The sequence below is a fragment of the Blautia sp. HCP28S3_G10 genome (genome assembly GCF_052065235.1).
GTDB lineage: Bacteria > Bacillota > Clostridia > Lachnospirales > Lachnospiraceae > Blautia_A.
In genome coordinates this window covers 56,446-73,778 of sequence record NZ_JBQHUL010000014.1, presented here as the reverse complement: position 1 = coordinate 73,778, position 17,333 = coordinate 56,446, and the positions used below count along the sequence as shown (strand labels likewise).

The window sequence follows — 17,333 nt, the reverse complement described above, 5'->3', positions numbered from 1 at the left end:
CCTTTTCCAAAAACGCATGTCCTCTTAATTGTGACATCACATAACAGAATCGAACTCAAATTCATTTTTCTGTTATACGCCGAGGCGATAACTCTGGTCACCGCTTAGGAGCCGCTTGTTATATCCATTTAACTAAGGATATATGGTGGCATCTGAATCTCTGATGCCCAGACGCCACAACCAAAATATTACTATATATTCATATAAAAAACAAGTCTTTTATTTTTCCAGTTCAAAAAATCCGCTGATACGATGTTTTGAATCCATCAGGTTATTGTACTGTAAAATGCTGTACTCATGTACTTTTTCATAATATGGAGAATCCTTGTCCGATATATTGTAGAATTTTCCATCTTTTCCCCAGTATCCCATGCTTGTTATTACGGGTACATCTTCTCTAAAATCCTGAAGAAACTTCTGATATCCAGTCATTTCACCACCTGTAGCTTCTGTGAGAATCGTCTGAAGGAAATTCATGCTGGTCTTCTCAACAGTCTGCTCTTCTATGTCATAATTCGCCCATATAACAAATGGAACCGCATATCGTTTCATCATCTTTTTACTGCCCCATTTTTTCCATTTCTTTCCACAGACAGCATTCAGAAATTCATCTGAAATATTTGGCTGATGATCTCCCACCATAAAAATAACAGTAGGCTCATCAATTTTCTCAAAATACTCTGTAAGTTCTTTGAAATAGTCGTCGGAATATTTGATAAGACTCAGATACTGATCCATATCTGGCGCATCAATGTCTTTCAGCTTGATTCTCTCTTCGTAATTATCATAATCCATATCATACGGACTGTGATTCTGAATTGTCATCGTATATCCATAATATGGTGCATCCGTTGTTTCTCTGTACTTCTCATAATCTTTCAACAGAATATCATATGTGCTTTCATCCGTGGCATATTTTCTTATCAACTGAGGATTTACTCCCTCTGTGTCAATGTTGATAAAATCTTCAAAGCCAAGATACGGATAAACCAGATTTCTTCGGTAATTATTAGGATTCAGGAGATGAACTGCCTTACCGCCAACATAACCTTCATCTTTTGCAGTGTATGTAAGTGTCGGCAGCTGTGAATTCACATACAGCTGAAATGAAACCGACTGCGGCGGCAAAAATGCCATCGAGTTTTCTGTCAGAAATTCAAATTCTGTATTCGCTGTCATTCCTCCAAGCACAGAAGAATATGACGTTCCTGTTATACAGTTATCTGCATCTTTCAAACTTCTGATAAATGGCATATAGTCTTCATTTGTTTCAAAATCACCCAGCACACTCAGATCAGAAAATGCCTCATTTATAATAACAAACATATTTGGACGTTCTTTTTCTGTATCTACTTTATCAGATGAGTATTTTGAGGCAATTTCCTCTGCAGCTTTTACACTGTATCCTTCCGGCTTTTCCGGAGTTGCATAATATATACTGTTGCAAAAAGCCAGCACACTGCCGTATCTGTGATAAGTAGACATTGGTCTGAACATTCTCAGTACAATATCACGATTCTTCAGAAAATCAGACATTACAAAAGTATTCGTAAATCCAACGCTGAGTACAAGCATTCCTGCAACGCTGCATAACCAATATCGTTTCTTTTTAAATACCGGGCCAGAGGCAATGTTTATGCCAATCATTATAAATGCAAACAATGCCAGCAATACAAAAAATGATGCAAAATTAAATCGGATGGCGTAGCTTCCCGCCACATCCAGAGCAGTTCCTGCAGTTGCAAGATCCGATGCAATAATCGGCACTCCTCTGAATTCATATACAAACCAGTTAACAACGCTGAATATCACAAAAATCATTGTACACACTGCAACACCAGTCGAAATTCGATTAAAAATTGCGGTCAGAAGAAATTCAACAAGGAAAATAACAATAATGTTATATGCCCATGCAAGCTTTCTTATTCTGAAAATATTTTTCAGATTATGAACTGCAATTTCCATTAATACAAAAGTAACAAATGGTGTTACCAACATATACAAAATCTGCAGGATTTTTGTGATTTTATCAGGAAAATGTAATGGTATCAAATTAAATCCAATTCCTGCAAGCCACGTGACTGTTAATATTAACAATTTTATCAGACTTGTTTTATTAAAAGATTCTTCTATAAGAATATATTGCCAGTTTAAGGCAAAATATACTGCAAAAATAACTGCAATAAACAGACAAAAGCCTGTTTTCAGCTTTTGTCTGTTTATATTCTTTTCACTATTATTCACTATTAAACACACCTGTTCTTTTAAAAATGTAACTGTCCCTGAAGCCAGATATTTCCACGGAATCGCCTTCCTATTGCCGGTTCTCCGAGAAGATCGGCTTTATTAATACAGACATCAAACTGCATATTATTGCTTTCCAATGTCATACATAAAAGTTCTTCGCCACTCATCTCATTTCGAAAAAAATGGAAATCCAAAATTTCTCCCAGAATACTGTACTGATCACACTGAATACCATATGGCATAAAATATGAATCGACAATACTGAGAATATCCTCATTTACTATTCTGTGTGAAATCATAGAATACGTGTCCATATCTTCCATTGTAAGACTTTCCATGGCTTCTTCATCACCATTTCTGGCTGCTGCGATCAGATGATTTCTGTTATTACTTGTCTCTTTTTCTACTTTGACTGCTTCTTTATCCTTTAATACAGGCAAAAGAATTCTTCCCTCTCCTGCCAGACCTGATAAAGTAAGCGACTGTATACTGATCCTGCCTTTTTGATTCTCCAGCATATATTCAGTACCATTCTGCAGATAAAATATCAATGTGATTCCAATTCTCAGGTCGTCACAGGCTCCCGCAAAAGACTCCTTATCAGTATGTCTTTCTACAGTAACCTGTTCCTGAGTTGTTATACCCGTTCCGCGAAAGAATGGGAAGTAATATTCCACATGGAATCTGTCATTTTCATCATACTGACCACAAACTGTAATTCCACAGTCGTATCCATAATTTTTGGAGAATTCCACAAAAACCCCGTCTTCATGATCTTCTACTGCTATTTTTTCATCGTAATTCCGGATCACATCCAAAAGGATTTCCTTCAGTTCTTCTCTTTTCTTTATTTTGGAAAAACCGACTGCTTTCAGATAGCTGTGCAAAAATACACCTCCATGCCCTGATTATCGGGTCTTTTTCTCAATTTTCTTCATGCCGCCCATGTATGGCTGCAGTGCTTCTGGAATATTTACAGATCCGTCAGCATTCAGGTTATTTTCCAGAAATGCAATCAGCATTCTCGGAGGAGCTACTACTGTGTTATTCAGAGTATGTGCAAGATATTTCTTACCATCTTTACCGTTTACACGGATTTTCAGACGACGTGCCTGTGCATCACCAAGATTGGAGCAGCTTCCTACTTCAAAATATTTTTTCTGTCTTGGAGACCATGCTTCAACATCAAGGGATTTTACTTTAAGGTCTGCCAGGTCACCGGAGCAGCATTCCAGTGTACGAACCGGAATATCCAGGGAACGGAACAGATCAACGGTGTTCTGCCACAGTTTGTCAAACCACATCGGGCTTTCTTCTGGTTTGCAGACAACGATCATTTCCTGTTTTTCAAACTGATGAATACGATAAACACCTCTTTCTTCCAGTCCATGTGCTCCTTTTTCCTTACGGAAGCATGGTGAATAACTTGTAAGAGTTTTTGGAAGTTCTTCTTCCGGAATAATCTGATCAATAAATTTACCGATCATTGAATGTTCGCTTGTTCCGATCAGATAGAGGTCTTCACCCTCAATCTTGTACATCATTGCATCCATCTCAGCAAAACTCATAACACCCGTTACTACATTGCTTCTGATCATAAAAGGCGGTACACAGTAAGTAAATCCTCTGTTAATCATAAAGTCACGTGCGTAAGAAATAACTGCAGAATGAAGTCTGGCAATATCTCCCATCAGATAATAAAATCCATTACCAGCGACTCTTCTTGCACTGTCCAAATCAATTCCGTCAAAGTTTTCCATAATTTCTGTATGGTATGGAACTTCAAAATCCGGAACTACAGGTTCACCAAATCTCTCAATTTCAACGTTTTCACTGTCATCTTTACCAATCGGAACAGAAGGATCGATGATATTCGGAATTACCATCATATTTTTCAGAAGTTCATCTTCAACTTCTTTTTCCCTTGCAGACAGTTCATCAATACGTGCACCGGAAGCAGCAACCTGTTTTTTTACTTCATCTGCTTCTTCACGTTTTCCCTGACCCATCAGAGCACCGATCTGTTTGGAGATTTTGTTTCTTTCTGCTCTCAGAGCTTCTACTTCCTGCTTGATTTCTCTGTTTTCTTTATCCAGTTCCAGAACTTTGTCTACCAGTTCCAGTTTGCTGTCCTGGAATTTATTTCTAATATTCTGTTTTACGACTTCCGGATTTTCTCTTACAAATTTAATGTCTAACATATTCTTTCCTCCTGAAAATAAATTTTCATTATTTATTATTTTCCTCTGTTTCTTCCATATCTTCCAGTCCAAAATTAACTGCCTTGCGAAGTGCTTCGACTTCTTCCTGACTGAGCATCACATAAGATTCTCCTTTAACAATTTCTTTTAAATAAAGGAAGCAGTTGTCTCTGCTGTGGACTGCATTTAAAATAATACCATTATTTTCTCTGTCAAGCAATGCAAGAGCAAAACTTAGTTTACCTCCCACATCATCAAAGGCATCATACTTTTCAACGCCATATTTACTGTAAATTACCTTGAAATGCTTTGCCAGTGTGCGAATTGCCTGTTCATGATCTTCTTTCGCTTCATATAAACGATCAATCTGAGCAAATTTTCTTACAAAAGTTTTCTCCAATGACTGGGCATCGCTTCCCTTCATAAACATCTTATATTTTCGTTCAAGCCTCGTCAATCTCATACTGCTGCTGATATTGCATCCGATCAGAATAACAACTATGACCAATAATATAATGATGACAATTCCAGGATCAATTCCCATACTATCAAAAATCGTACTCATATCATACTCCTTTTAACCAATGGATTCAAACAGATCTATAATTCTTTCCAAATCATCCCTGGAATAATATTCTATTTCAATCTTACCTTTATTGTTCTTCTTACGATGAATAAAAACTTTTGTGCCGGTGATTCCTTTCATCTTTTCTTCCAGACTCTCATATATTGCATCTTCTGCCGGATTTGATACTTTTTCTTTTTTGGTAGAAGGGTTTGCAATCTGTTTTACCATTTTTTCAGTTTCACGAACACTTAATTTTTCATCAAATACTTTCATCGCAACAGAATATTGTTTTTCATTATCCTCAATTCCCAGTATTGCACGTGCATGACCTGCTGATATCATTTCATCAACCATCATCTGCTGTATTCTTGAATCAAGTTTGAGAAGTCTAAGTGAATTTGTAATTGCAGTTCGACTTTTTGAAACTCTTTCTGCAATTTCATCCTGTTTAAGATTGAATTCATCTATTAAGCGCTTGTATGCCATCGCTTCTTCTACTGGGTTCAAATCCTCTCTTTGAATATTTTCTATCAAAGAGATTTCAACTATTTCCTGTGTAGAAAATTCTTTTACTAAAACCGGAATCTCTTTCAAGCCCGCCATCTTTGCAGCTCTCCATCTTCTTTCGCCAGCAACGATTTCATAATAGTCCTTCTTATCGGACACGAGGAGTGGCTGAAGAATCCCGTACTGCTTAATGGACTCTGATAATTCCAATAATGCGTCTTCATCAAAGTGTTTTCGTGGCTGTTCCCGATTTGGTTCTACTTTTGAAATTTTCACGAGCATTTCACCTGATTTTGCTCTTTTCTCTTCCTGTTTTATCTTTTCAGTGGGCTGTTTTATTTCTGTTTTTTCTGATTTTGGTTTTTCTTGTGTTGTTTTTTCAGGGAAAAGAGCATCGAGGCCTCTTCCGAGTCCTGATTTTTTTATCGCCATTATTCTTCCTCCCTGTTCATAACTTCCTCTGCCAGAAGTCTGTAGCTTTCTGCTCCTGTGGATCTTGGATCATAAATTGTTATGGGCTGTCCATAACTTGGGGCTTCTGCAAGTCTGACATTTCTTGGTATGATTGTTTTGTAGATATTCTGCTGAAGGTTATCTTTTACGTTTTCCACTACCTGTAAGGAAAGGTTTGTTCTTGCATCATACATGGTAAATACAACGCCTTCCATTACCAGGTCTTTGTTTAATCTGTCTTTTACCAGATCTATTGTATGTATCAGCTGTGATAGTCCTTCCAGTGCATAATACTCGCATTGTATTGGCACCAGAACTGATGATGCAGCTGTCAATGCGTTAATCGTGAGCATATTAAGTGACGGTGGACAATCCATGATTATGTAATCATAATTATCGCGAATTTTATCAGTCACTTTTTTAAGAATGTATTCTTTTTCATCAACACCTATCAGTTCGATTTCTGCTCCTGATAAATTAATGTTCGACGCAATAAGATCTACATTTTCAATTACTTCTTTTATAATTGTATCTTCTATTTCTGACTCTCCAAGAAGAAGTTCATATAATGTATTTTCTACTGAATTTTTATCCACTCCTAACCCACTGGTTGTGTTTCCCTGTGGATCAATATCTATTGTCAATACTTTCTGACTTTTTTCTGCCAGGCATGCTGAAAGATTTATTGCTGTAGTTGATTTACCAACTCCGCCTTTTTGGTTTGCTATTGCTATAATTCTTCCCAAATTTTCCCCTCCTTTCGGGAATCAAACTTATTTTTTATTATAGCACTTTCCATTATATTGTTCCACAAAATGTTTCACGTGAAACATTAATTTTTGATTATTTTTCTATAAGTTTATTGTGAATTATAAACAATATTTTATTTTTGGGATTGTATAAAATAGATTTACTTGCTGACATTCATCTTCAGAATTGTTGGGAGATAAAGTATTCATTAACACATATCGTAATATTTTAGGCAATTCAGTTTCCACCAGTATACAATTTCTATTAAAGGATAATAATAGAATTTCACTCACATTAACACATACGCTCAATAAAATGTACGCTCTCAGGATTTCAGAAATAAGTTTTCCTGGCACGTTTCGCTCTCTGTTCGGCACGCGCGCTTTTTTGCTGCCATTCGGACCGAACTCGCTTTCGCTCAGACATGGTCCTCGGTGGCAGCAGCTAGCGCTGTCCTCTCGACGCTCGCTACACTTACCGTCTGGAAAACTTTTTCTGTATCCTGATTCGCTATATTATCAACCAATAATCTATATTTTTGCGATTGTTTCTCGGCATTATCATTATCTCATATAATGTTTCACGTGAAACATCATAATGGTTTAGACAATTCAGTTTCCACCAGTATGCAATTTCAAAACAGAAAGCAGGTTGGGCTCGAACCTTAGCGGAAGCTCCGTTGCTAATTCCGAGCTAGCTGACGCCTCCAAGCACTTGTTTGAGGCGTAGCCGAGTTCGTGCGACTGGCGTCTTATCTGCGTTCGGAATTTGCAGGTGCTGCAGCGGGTTCGTGCTGACCTTGCTTTCTTGTTTTGATATGTCATATTGCTATTAAAGAATAATAATAGAATTTCACTCACATTAACACATACGTTCAATAAAATGTACGCTCTCAGGATTTCAGAAATAAGTTTCCCTGACACGTTTCGCTCTCTGTTCGGCACGCGCGCTTTTTTGCTGCCATTCGGACCGAACTCGCTTTCGCTCAGACATGGTCCTCGGTGGCAGCAGCTAGCGCTGTCCTCTCGACGCTCGCTACACTTAGCGTCTGGGAAACTTTTTCTGTATCCTGATTCGCTATATTATCAACTAATAATCTACATTTTTGCTCTTTTGATTTTCATATATTATTCCAGGTCATAAATTATAGATCAACTGTTACTTTTCTATAGCAAGTAGTCTTTTCCCTGAATACAATATCTATTTTTTATTAGCTATGTCATTTTGCAGTTATTTCTTAGCATTATCTCATATATAATGTTTCACGTGAAACATCGTAATGGTTTAGACAATTCAATTCTCACCAGTATACAATTTCAAAACAGAAAGCAGGTTGGGCTCGAACCTTAGCGGAAGCTCCGTTGCTAATTCCGAGCTAGCTGACGCCTCCAAGCACTTGTTTGAGGCGTAGCCGAGTTTGTGCGACTGGCGTCTTATCTGCGCTCGGAATTTGCAGGTGCTGCAGCGGGTTCGTGCTGACCTTGCTTTCTTGTTTTGATATGTCATATTGCTATCAAAAAATTAAAAAAAATCAATTGCTATTAAAGGATAATAATAGAATTTCACTCACATTAACACATACGCTCAATAAAATGTACGCTCTCAGGATTTCAGAAATAAGTTTCCCTGACACGTTTCGCTCTCTGTTCGGCACGCGCGCTTTTTTGCTGCCATTCGGACCGAACTCGTTTTCGCTCAGACATGGGCCTCGGTGGCAGCAGCTAGCGCTGTCCTCTCGACGCTCGCTACACTTACCGTCTGGAAAACTTTTTCTGTATCCTGATTCGCTGTATTATCAACCAATAATCTATATTTTTGCGATTGTTTCTCGGCATTATCATTATCTCATATAATGTTTCACGTGAAACATCGTAATGGTTTAGACAATTCAGTTTCCACCAGTATGCAATTTCAAAACAGAAAGCAGGTTGCGCTCGAATCTTAGCGGAAGCTCCGTTGCTAATTCTGAGCTAGCTGACGCCACCAAGCACTTGTTTGAGGCGTAGCCGAGTTCGTGCGACTGGCGTCTTATCTGCGCTCGGAATTTGCAGGTGCTGCACCGGGTTCGTGCTGACCTTGCTTTCTTGTTTTGATATGTCATATTGCTATCAAAAAATTAAAAAAAATCAATTGCTATTAAAGGATAATAATAGAATTTCACTCACATTAACACATACGCTCAATAAAATGTACGCTCTCAGGATTTCAGAAATAAGTTTCCCTGACACGTTTCGCTCTCTGTTCGGCACGCGCGCTTTTTTGCTGCCATTCGGACCGAACTCGCTTTCGCTCAGACATGGTCCTCGGTGGCAGCAGCTAGCGCTGTCCTCTCGACGCTCGCTGCACTTACCGTCTGGAAAACTTTTTCTGTATCCTGATTCGCTGTATTAACAACTAATAATCTATATTTTTGCGATTGTTTCTCGGCGTTATCATTATCTCATATAATGTTTCACGTGAAACATCGTAATGGTTTAGACAATTCAGTTTCCACCAGTATACAATTTCAAAACAGAAAGCAGGTTGGGCTCGAACCTTAGCGGAAGCTCCGTCGCTAATTCTGAGCTAGCTGACGCCTCCAAGCACTTGTTTGAGGCGTAGCCGAGTTTGTGCGACTGGCGTCTTATCTGCGCTCGGAATTTGCAGGTGCTGCACCGGGTTCGTGCTGACCTTGCTTTCTTGTTTTGATATGTCATATTGCTATCAAAAAATTTTAAAAAAGTCAATTTCTATTAAAGGATAATAATAGAATTTCACTCACATTAACACATACGCTCAATAAAATATACGCTCTCAGGATTTCAGAAATAAGTTTTCCTGACACGTTTCGCTCTCTGTTCGGCCCGCGCGCTTTTTTGCTGCCATTCGGACCGAACTCGCTTTCGCTCAGACATGGTCCTCTGTGGCAGCAGCTAGCGCTGTCCTCTCGACGCTCGCTGCACTTACCGTCTGGAAAACTTTTTCTGTATCCTGCTTCGCTATATTATCAACTAATAATCTACATTTTTGCTCTTTTGATTTTCATATATTATTCCAGGTCATAAATTATAGATCAACTGTTACTTTTTTATAGCAAGTAATCTTTTCCCTGAATACAATATCTATTTTTCATTAGCTATGTCATTTTGCAGTTATTTCTTAGCATTATCTCATATATAATGTTTCACGTGAAACATCGTAATGGTTTAGACAATTCAGTTTCCACCAGTATACAATTTCAAAACAGAAAGCAGGTCGGGCTCGAACCTTAGCGGAAGCTCCGTCGCTAATTCTGAGCTAGCTGACGCCTCCAAGCACTTGTTTGAGGCGCAGCCGAGTTCGTGCGACTGGCGTCTTATCTGCGCTCGGAATTTGCAGGTGCTGCACCGGGTTCGTGCTGACCTTGCTTTCTTGTTTTGATATGTTATATTGCTATCAAAAAATTTCAAAAAAATCAATTGCTATTAAAGGATAATAATAAAATCACAGTCGCATTAACAAATACTATCAAATTTCTCATCCTTTCTGATGTGTTCTGAAGTATTCTTCCAGCACCTTTATGCTTTCTTCACGTAAAACTCCTTCTGTCACGTCTGGTTTCCAGAATGAATTTTCAAATACAATTCTTGAACAATTGCAGCCGCCTTCATTTCCAAGTATTTTCTCCAGATCATCATTAGATGCTCCATATACAAGTCTTCCCAGTTTTACCCATACCATAGCTCCGCTGCACATAAAACACGGTTCACAGCTTGCATACATCGTATACTCATGTAAATCCGTAATCCCTATTTTCTCACAGAATTCTCGGATCAGACCAGCTTCTCCATGAAATGTAGGATCATGTTTCGTATATATCTGATTTTCATTTGTAAATACTATTTCATCATCTTTTACAAGCACTGCTCCAAATGGCTCATTACCATGTTCCACTGCTGCCTTTGCCAACTCTATTGCTTTTTTCATATAAATCTTATCATCCATATTATCCTCCATACCAATCGCTCTTATTCATCTTGAAAATATATTATATTTTTCTTTATTTTCTATTATTATCTTATATTTTCTATTATTTCCTCGTATTTTTTCATATTTCCATTATAAAACAAAGTGCCAAAATCAGGAAATCCGCAATGTCTCTCCCACGAAAACATTTGTTTTTCTTTCTTCATGTTTTCTACTGCTGTTTTTCTGTCTTTTCCGGTTGTTTCCAGCCGCCTTTTTTTCCGTTTTTCAGCTTTTTCGGTGCCCTTCTCCCTTTTTAATCATTTTTTATGTATATTTATACACATGATTTTCGTCTCGTTTTTTACCTCTTTCGCATCACTTATGCTGATAATAAAAAACCGCCACCTGTGTTCTGTCTCTCAGCTGTAATTTATCCAGTATTGAACTGAGATAATTCCGGACTGTTCCCTCGCCCAGGAAAAGTTCCGCAGCAATTTCTTTATTGCTATATCCATTTGCAATCAGTCTGATTATCTCAAGCTCTCTTTCGTTGATGTTATGTGCACTGTAATCATACTTTTCTGACGCATTAATCAGGTCTGGTATCTTTGAAACAACTTCACTTCCAAACACCGTCTGCCCTGATTTTACTGCTTTCAGAGCAGGCAGAATACTTCCGTAATCCTGTTTCAACAGATATCCTTTTACCCCAAATTTTAATGCTTTTACTATATATTCATCATCAGAAAAGGTTGTAAGCAGAAGGATTTTCGCCTCTGGGAAATCCTTCAGAATTTTTTCGGCAGCTTCCAGTCCATCCATTTTTTTCATGCGAATATCCATCAGAAGTACGTCCGGATTCCATTCTCTGTATAATTTACAGGCTTCTTCCCCATTTTCGCCTGTTGCAGTTACATGGACTTCTCCACCTGCCTCCAGTATTGTTTTCAGCGCCTGCACAACCAGGCAGTCATCGTCAACTATAACAATATTCACTTTTCCCTCCAATTTATATATACTTTCATTTCTTTGGAACAGTAATAAAAATCCGATATCCTGATTTGTTGCTTATCTGGAAATTACCATGAAGCATTTTCACTCTTTCCTGCATATTCTGTATTCCAATACCTCCTGAATAATTGGCTTTTTCATTGTTTTTTCCGCCGTTATCCTCGATACACAGCTGATACAGTGCCGGATGTTCACGTATCGTTATCCATACAGTTGTCGCATTGCTATGTTTTATTATATTTGAAAGGCATTCCTTCACAATACTGATAAAGCAGTATTTTATTTCTTTTGGGATTTCTCCTGTCATATCATAAGTGAATTTCACCGGACAGAATGTAAATTCCTGTACAATTCCCTGTAGAACTTCCTTAAGATTCACTGCCTCATCATGAAGATCATGCACGCTGCTCCGTATGCTGTCCATTGCTGAATTAAGAGAGTCGTCCAGGCCTCCCAGCACCGCATTCATATTGTCGTCTTTATTTACTGCTTTCGCTGCGCCCACAAGCAAAATCGACCTGGAAAGCACATGTCCGACATTATCATGAATTTCTCTTGCAATCCTGTTTCGCTCTTTTAATATTGCCGTATAAATTTCATAATCCTGCTTCTCCTGAAGTGCTTTATTTTTCTCTGACAGCAGTATATTTTTCTCTTCACTGTCATCTTTTATCGTCTGCAGTTTTTCCCTCAATTCTTTGTTTTTCTCTGTGTTTTTCTGCAAAACCAGGGCAAGTGCGCACCCCAGAAGTAATCCATAAGCATTCTCCACCGTTATATTTCCGCTCCATCTGTACAGGCCAAATGCACCCTCAATTGCCCCACATAAAAAAGCCCTGCCATCAGCCGCACAGTAAATCATCAGCGGATAAAAGGCTGCCATATCTTTATACCACATGCCAAGCAGTCCATATATCACAATAATACCAGTTTTTATCGGTTTTTTTCCATTCGCATAACAGGTGCAGACCATTATCACCACGCATAGCACCGCAACAACTGTGTTTATATCCATTTTCATCCGAAAAAAGGCAGCTGCGCAATACAGTGCCAGCAGTCCGGCGTCAAAAAAATATCTCATAAAACACCCTCAGATACCGTATAATCTCTACCGGTTACAATATTCCACTCAAAATCTGATTCAGGTTGTTACTGTTCTCTCTATTCACAGTAACTTCAGGTTTATTATAATATACTCGACAGCCCATCGCAAAGGAATTCACTGTCTCAAAACAAACAGTGACATTTGTCATGTCATCTTCATGATAGCATTCACTTGGCTTTTTTTTGCCCAGCCTTTATACTGAAGATATCATCACAATAATCACGGAGGCAATTCTTATGATTCATATAGAAAATCTTGTAAAAAGATACGGCGATCTGACTGCTCTGAACCATCTTAATCTTGATATCCGGGAAGGTGAGATTTTCGGTCTTCTCGGCCCGAATGGCTCAGGCAAAACCACCGCCATCAACTGCATGCTTTCCCTGCTCCACTACGACAAAGGTACTGTTGAGATTTTTGGCGAAGCCATGTCGCCTGATAATTACAGAATCAAGCAGCAGATTGGTATTGTCCTGCAAAATGTGGCTGTTTTTGACGAACTTACTGTATATGAGAATATCGATTACTTCTGTGGGCTTTACATAAAAGACAGATTCCGCAGGCGTGAACTTGTTGAAGAAGCAATACAGTTTACAGGGCTTGAAGATTTCCGCAAAATGCGCCCCAAAAAGCTTTCCGGAGGCCTTCTCCGCAGGCTTAACATTGCCTGTGGCATTGCGCACAAACCTCGCCTGATCATCATGGACGAACCAACTGTTGCCGTTGATCCCCAGAGCCGTAACAAGATTCTGGAGGGAATTCAGAAGCTTAACCAACAGGGTTCCACCATAATTTACACCTCACACTATATGGAGGAAGTGGAACAGATCTGCACAAGGATCGCAATTATGGATCACGGTCAGATTATCGCTTCCGGAACCAAGGAAGAACTCAAAAAAATGATAAAAACAGGTGAGACAATTACAATTGAAGCAGTAATCCTTGATGACCATCATCTGATGGAAATCCGAAATCTCTCTCATGTTTTTGACCTGCAGTATGAAAATCAGATCCTTACAGTCCGCTGTACCGGCGCCCGCCATAATCTGATCCATATTCTGGATTATCTTCAGAAAAATGATCTGCCTTTTGGACGGGTATTTTCTGAACAGCCAACACTGAATGATGTGTTTCTGGAAATTACCGGAAAGCAGCTTCGGGATTAAAATGCACAGCCTGTTTTCTGCTGTATCAGTTATATATTGTGAATATTTATACATTATTATGTATATTTTGACAGAAAGGAACTTTTTATGTTTCATTTGATAAAATATAATCTGGCAGTCAAAATAAGAAATTTTTCCATGACATTCTGGCCACTGTTCTTTCCAATCATACTTGGAACCTTTTTCTTCTTTGCTTTTGGTAATCTGGACGAGGCGGATTTCCAGACAGTAAAGACTGCCGTAGTAAAAGATGCCTCTTCAAATCCTGTTTTTCTCTATTATCTTGAACAGGTAGAAAACTCCGGCGACCTTATTTCCGTACAGGAAATGTCTTCGCAGGATGCACTTCAGGCACTTAAAGATAAAAAAATATCCGGAATTTACTATGCTGAAACTTTCCCTTCACTGACAGTAAGTGCAAGTGGCATTCCTGAAAGTATTCTTCAATCCATCCTGGAAAGTTATGAAAGCAACATGGCCACTTTACGAACAATTCTGAAAAAACATCCGCTTGGTCTGCTGGACGGTTTAAAACAGATGTCGAATACCAGTGACCTGATCAGTGAAATATCTCTTGGCGGCAGAACTATAGACGGAAATGTCCAGTTTTTTTATGCACTGATTGCCATGGCATGCCTCTACGGCTGTTTTATCGGCTTTGGATCGGCGATCACACTCCAGGCAAATCTTTCCTCGCTTGCTGCCAGAAGATGTGTTACACCCACACATAAACTCCATCTGGTGCTGTCTGAACAGATTGCCTCCTTCCTTCTGGGATATTTTGATGTGATCGTGCTGCTTCTTTATCTCAGATATGTCCTGCATCTTGATTTTCAGGGGCAGATCGGTCCCATGCTGCTTATCTCACTTCTCGGCAGCCTGATCGGTGTATCTCTTGGATTTTTTGTGGGAAGCCTCGGAAAAATAAAAGAAGGGATCAAAGTCGGCATACTCCTCGGAGTATCCATGTTCAGCAGTTTTCTGTCAGGACTTATGAACAACAGAATGAAGGATATCATAGAACAGAGAGCTCCTATAATAAACCGGCTGAATCCTGCTTCACTTATCTCTGATGCCTTTTACTGTATCAATGTTTATGATGATTCTGCCCGCTATTACAGGAATCTTATTACCTTGTCCATTATGAGTATTATTCTGATCGGAATCTCATTTCTTATGATCAGGAGGGAACGTTATGACAGTATATAAATGTTACATGAAACTATTAAAAAGAAATATGGGACTTGTTCTGATGTACCTGGCAATTTTTTTCTCAGTCACTATATTTATCCAACTGTCTCTGGAAAAAAATCCCGCAGAAAACTACGCAACTTCAAGTATGAGTATTGCCGTTTGCAACAGAGATTCTTCGCCACTTTCAGAAGGGCTTATACAATATCTGCAAAACATCCATCAGGTCTCTGTCATTCCTGATGATCTTTCTGTGATGCAGGAAAAGCTTTTTTACCGTGATGTGGAATACATTGTACAGATTCCGGAAGATTTTTATGAATCCTGTATCGTAAACGGAAACCCGCTCTCAGTTACCAGCGTTCCCGGCTCTTATACTTCCTTTTATGTTGACCATCAAATCAACAGTTACCTGAACTCGGTAAGAACATATATGGCAGCCGGATTTACGCTTCAAGAAGCTTCTGAAGCATCTCAGATAACTGAGAAAACTTCCTTTCAACTGCTTGAAGATGCTTCCAGCAACAGCGAGACTCCTTCCTTCGTTTATTATTTTCGGTATCTTCCGTATCTGTTCCTGGGCAGTCTCTGTTACTCCATGGGATATATCCTTATGGCATTCCGCAAAGACGATATCCAGAAACGAATGGCTGCATCAGCTGTTTCCCGCCAGCGGCAGAATCTGGAAGGTTTTCTCGCAATGTGTACCATCGGCAGTATACTGCTGGCAGTAGCTCTGATTGGTGCTGTTGTACTGTATAAAGAAGAATTTCTTTCTTCTTCCGGTATCCTTTATTACAGCCTGAATACAGTACTCATGCTTTGTATCTCACTCTGCATTTCGTATCTTTCCGGGCTTTTTGTAAAAGACACCAATATGGTGAACGGTATTTCCAATATTATCTCCCTGGGTATGTGCTTCCTTTGCGGTGTTTTTGTACCTATGGATGTCATGAATAAAAATGTCCTTACTGTTTCGCAGTTTCTTCCGGTTTACTGGTTTGAAAAAGTCAACGACACACTTGCAGGGTATCATATTCTTCCGGCAGAAACTCTTTCCACCATATGGAAATATATGGGGATTGAAGCACTTTATGTTGTAGCACTTCTGGCTGTGATCTTTGCGATATCCAGATATCAGAAACAGGGCTGAAGGAATTTCCCCAGCCCTGTTTTTATTCTCATATATGAAATTTTCAGAAAAAGATTCCAATCTGCTCAAGCAGTTTTTCCGGCACTTCAAACTGAGGAAAATGCTTCGTTTCATCTAACGTGACAGCCTCTACCGAAGGATTCACTGCCTGATATGCCTCTGTGATTGTCTGTCCGTTGTTTTCTGCTTCTCCCTCTACAATATATACACTGTTATCTATGGATTTCAAAGCTCTTGTTATATCAATATTCATATATCCTGCAGTTTTATTTGCATATACAGATTTTGCAAAGCTTCCGCCTCTGTGAGCAGCCTCATAATAAGCATCTATCAGTTCCTGATCCGGATGGAAGGGATCAAATGCCAGATTCTCTATAAAGAGGTTTGTCACTGCATTTCGTGATACTGCTATATGATATACAAGTGTTCCAAATACTGGAATTTCAATAAAGTATTTCAGCAGTTTTCCTTTTTTGCCCGGCATCTTTTTCAGTGTACTGATGTTTGGTGGATTTATCATCATAATTTTGTTAAACAGCTGCTTCTCATTATGACATGCCATAATAACGAAAGATCCTGAATACCCACTGGTGATCACATCTGTCTTTTCACCAATCACGTTTTTTATGAAATCACAAATACTCTGTACATATACAAAGTTTGTATACGTCATACCGGTCTTTTCGGATCGTCCACAGCCCAGAAGATCTATCGTATATACTGTATGTTCCAGTGCCAGGTCATCTTCAATCCTTGTCCATTCATATCCTGAACCACCTGGAAGCATATCATGGATCAGAAGAACCGGACTTCCTTTTCCTTTTTTCGTATAGTAAATATCACCGAAACGCCAGTGATAATAATTTCTTGTTCCTGTATCCAGCATTTCCTTCAGACACGCAGATGCTGCAATAATTTTGTTTGTCACATGGATCACGGCTGTTGCTGTGGCCGTCAGTACTGCGAATGTGATCAGTTTATTTTTATGTTTTTTCAATTTGCATCCCCCTTTATTTACATCTGAACAATTTTCTGAATAGTTGTATTATACTTC

At 38.9% G+C, this 17,333-nt stretch carries 13 protein-coding genes; 3 read left to right on the top strand and 10 right to left on the bottom strand.

The window, feature by feature from the left end; genetic code table 11:
- Positions 1–219 precede the first annotated feature (219 nt).
- The 9 genes from ACTNB8_RS07745 to ACTNB8_RS07705 all read right to left on the bottom strand — a co-directional run bounded on the left by ACTNB8_RS07745 (position 220) and on the right by ACTNB8_RS07705 (position 12,745).
- Positions 220–1,998: an LTA synthase family protein gene (locus ACTNB8_RS07745; RefSeq protein WP_441053687.1), complete on the bottom strand. Its 1,779-nt coding sequence runs from the start codon at positions 1,996–1,998 to the stop codon at positions 220–222.
- 266 nt (positions 1,999–2,264) lie between these two features.
- On the bottom strand, positions 2,265–3,134 hold the full coding sequence (locus tag ACTNB8_RS07740) for a DUF3881 family protein (protein ID WP_441053685.1): 870 nt from the start codon (positions 3,132–3,134) through the stop codon (positions 2,265–2,267).
- Between the two features lie 21 nt (positions 3,135–3,155).
- Positions 3,156–4,448: a serine--tRNA ligase gene (gene serS, locus ACTNB8_RS07735; protein WP_441053683.1), complete on the bottom strand. Its 1,293-nt coding sequence runs from the start codon at positions 4,446–4,448 to the stop codon at positions 3,156–3,158.
- A gap of 28 nt (positions 4,449–4,476) precedes the next feature.
- The gene (locus ACTNB8_RS07730) at positions 4,477–5,013 is read right to left on the bottom strand and encodes a DUF4446 family protein (RefSeq protein WP_441053681.1); all 537 of its coding nucleotides are present in this window, start codon (positions 5,011–5,013) and stop codon (positions 4,477–4,479) included.
- 12 nt (positions 5,014–5,025) lie between these two features.
- Positions 5,026–5,955, bottom strand: a complete 930-nt coding sequence (locus ACTNB8_RS07725) for a ParB/RepB/Spo0J family partition protein (RefSeq protein ID WP_441053679.1) — start codon at positions 5,953–5,955, stop codon at positions 5,026–5,028.
- Entirely contained in the window at positions 5,955–6,722 is a 768-nt protein-coding gene (locus ACTNB8_RS07720) for a ParA family protein (protein ID WP_441053677.1), read from the bottom strand. Before ACTNB8_RS07720 ends, ACTNB8_RS07725 begins: the two co-directional genes overlap by 1 nt.
- Positions 6,723–10,221: 3,499 nt before the next feature.
- Positions 10,222–10,689: a nucleoside deaminase gene (locus ACTNB8_RS07715; protein ID WP_441053675.1), complete on the bottom strand. Its 468-nt coding sequence runs from the start codon at positions 10,687–10,689 to the stop codon at positions 10,222–10,224.
- 339 nt (positions 10,690–11,028) lie between these two features.
- Positions 11,029–11,649, bottom strand: coding sequence for a response regulator (locus ACTNB8_RS07710; RefSeq protein WP_441053673.1), 621 nt, complete (start codon positions 11,647–11,649; stop codon positions 11,029–11,031).
- Positions 11,650–11,674: 25 nt separating this feature from the next.
- Positions 11,675–12,745 carry a sensor histidine kinase gene (locus ACTNB8_RS07705; protein ID WP_441053671.1) on the bottom strand — a complete coding sequence of 357 codons (1,071 nt, stop codon included), beginning with the start codon at positions 12,743–12,745 and terminating at the stop codon, positions 11,675–11,677.
- A gap of 260 nt (positions 12,746–13,005) precedes the next feature.
- Between ACTNB8_RS07705 and ACTNB8_RS07700 the strand changes: the two genes are divergently transcribed.
- The 3 genes from ACTNB8_RS07700 to ACTNB8_RS07690 all read left to right on the top strand — a co-directional run bounded on the left by ACTNB8_RS07700 (position 13,006) and on the right by ACTNB8_RS07690 (position 16,279).
- The gene (locus ACTNB8_RS07700; RefSeq protein WP_441053670.1) at positions 13,006–13,935 is read left to right on the top strand and encodes an ATP-binding cassette domain-containing protein; all 930 of its coding nucleotides are present in this window, start codon (positions 13,006–13,008) and stop codon (positions 13,933–13,935) included.
- Positions 13,936–14,022: 87 nt separating this feature from the next.
- Positions 14,023–15,144 carry an ABC transporter permease gene (locus ACTNB8_RS07695; protein WP_441053668.1) on the top strand — a complete coding sequence of 374 codons (1,122 nt, stop codon included), beginning with the start codon at positions 14,023–14,025 and terminating at the stop codon, positions 15,142–15,144.
- Entirely contained in the window at positions 15,131–16,279 is a 1,149-nt protein-coding gene (locus tag ACTNB8_RS07690; RefSeq protein ID WP_441053666.1) for an ABC transporter permease, read from the top strand. Before ACTNB8_RS07695 ends, ACTNB8_RS07690 begins: the two co-directional genes overlap by 14 nt.
- 43 nt (positions 16,280–16,322) lie before the next feature.
- On the opposite strand, the gene ACTNB8_RS07685 is transcribed toward ACTNB8_RS07690, so the two are convergent.
- A complete protein-coding gene (locus ACTNB8_RS07685; RefSeq protein ID WP_441053664.1) occupies positions 16,323–17,276 on the bottom strand; it encodes an alpha/beta fold hydrolase in 954 nt (317 codons plus the stop codon).
- Between the last annotated feature and the right edge of the window lie 57 nt (positions 17,277–17,333).

Bases quoted from the DNA above. Each gene is read 5' to 3' on its own strand.
- ACTNB8_RS07745 (WP_441053687.1), bottom strand. From the start codon at position 1,998: ATGTTGGTAACACCATTTGTTACTTTTGTATTAATGGAAATTGCAGTT.
- serS (WP_441053683.1), bottom strand. From the start codon at position 4,448: ATGTTAGACATTAAATTTGTAAGAGAAAATCCGGAAGTCGTAAAACAG.
- ACTNB8_RS07730 (WP_441053681.1), bottom strand. From the start codon at position 5,013: ATGAGTACGATTTTTGATAGTATGGGAATTGATCCTGGAATTGTCATC.
- ACTNB8_RS07725 (WP_441053679.1), bottom strand. From the start codon at position 5,955: ATGGCGATAAAAAAATCAGGACTCGGAAGAGGCCTCGATGCTCTTTTC.
- ACTNB8_RS07715 (WP_441053675.1), bottom strand. From the start codon at position 10,689: ATGGATGATAAGATTTATATGAAAAAAGCAATAGAGTTGGCAAAGGCA.
- ACTNB8_RS07705 (WP_441053671.1), bottom strand. From the start codon at position 12,745: ATGAGATATTTTTTTGACGCCGGACTGCTGGCACTGTATTGCGCAGCT.
- ACTNB8_RS07700 (WP_441053670.1), top strand. From the start codon at position 13,006: ATGATTCATATAGAAAATCTTGTAAAAAGATACGGCGATCTGACTGCT.
- ACTNB8_RS07695 (WP_441053668.1), top strand. From the start codon at position 14,023: ATGTTTCATTTGATAAAATATAATCTGGCAGTCAAAATAAGAAATTTT.
- ACTNB8_RS07690 (WP_441053666.1), top strand. From the start codon at position 15,131: ATGACAGTATATAAATGTTACATGAAACTATTAAAAAGAAATATGGGA.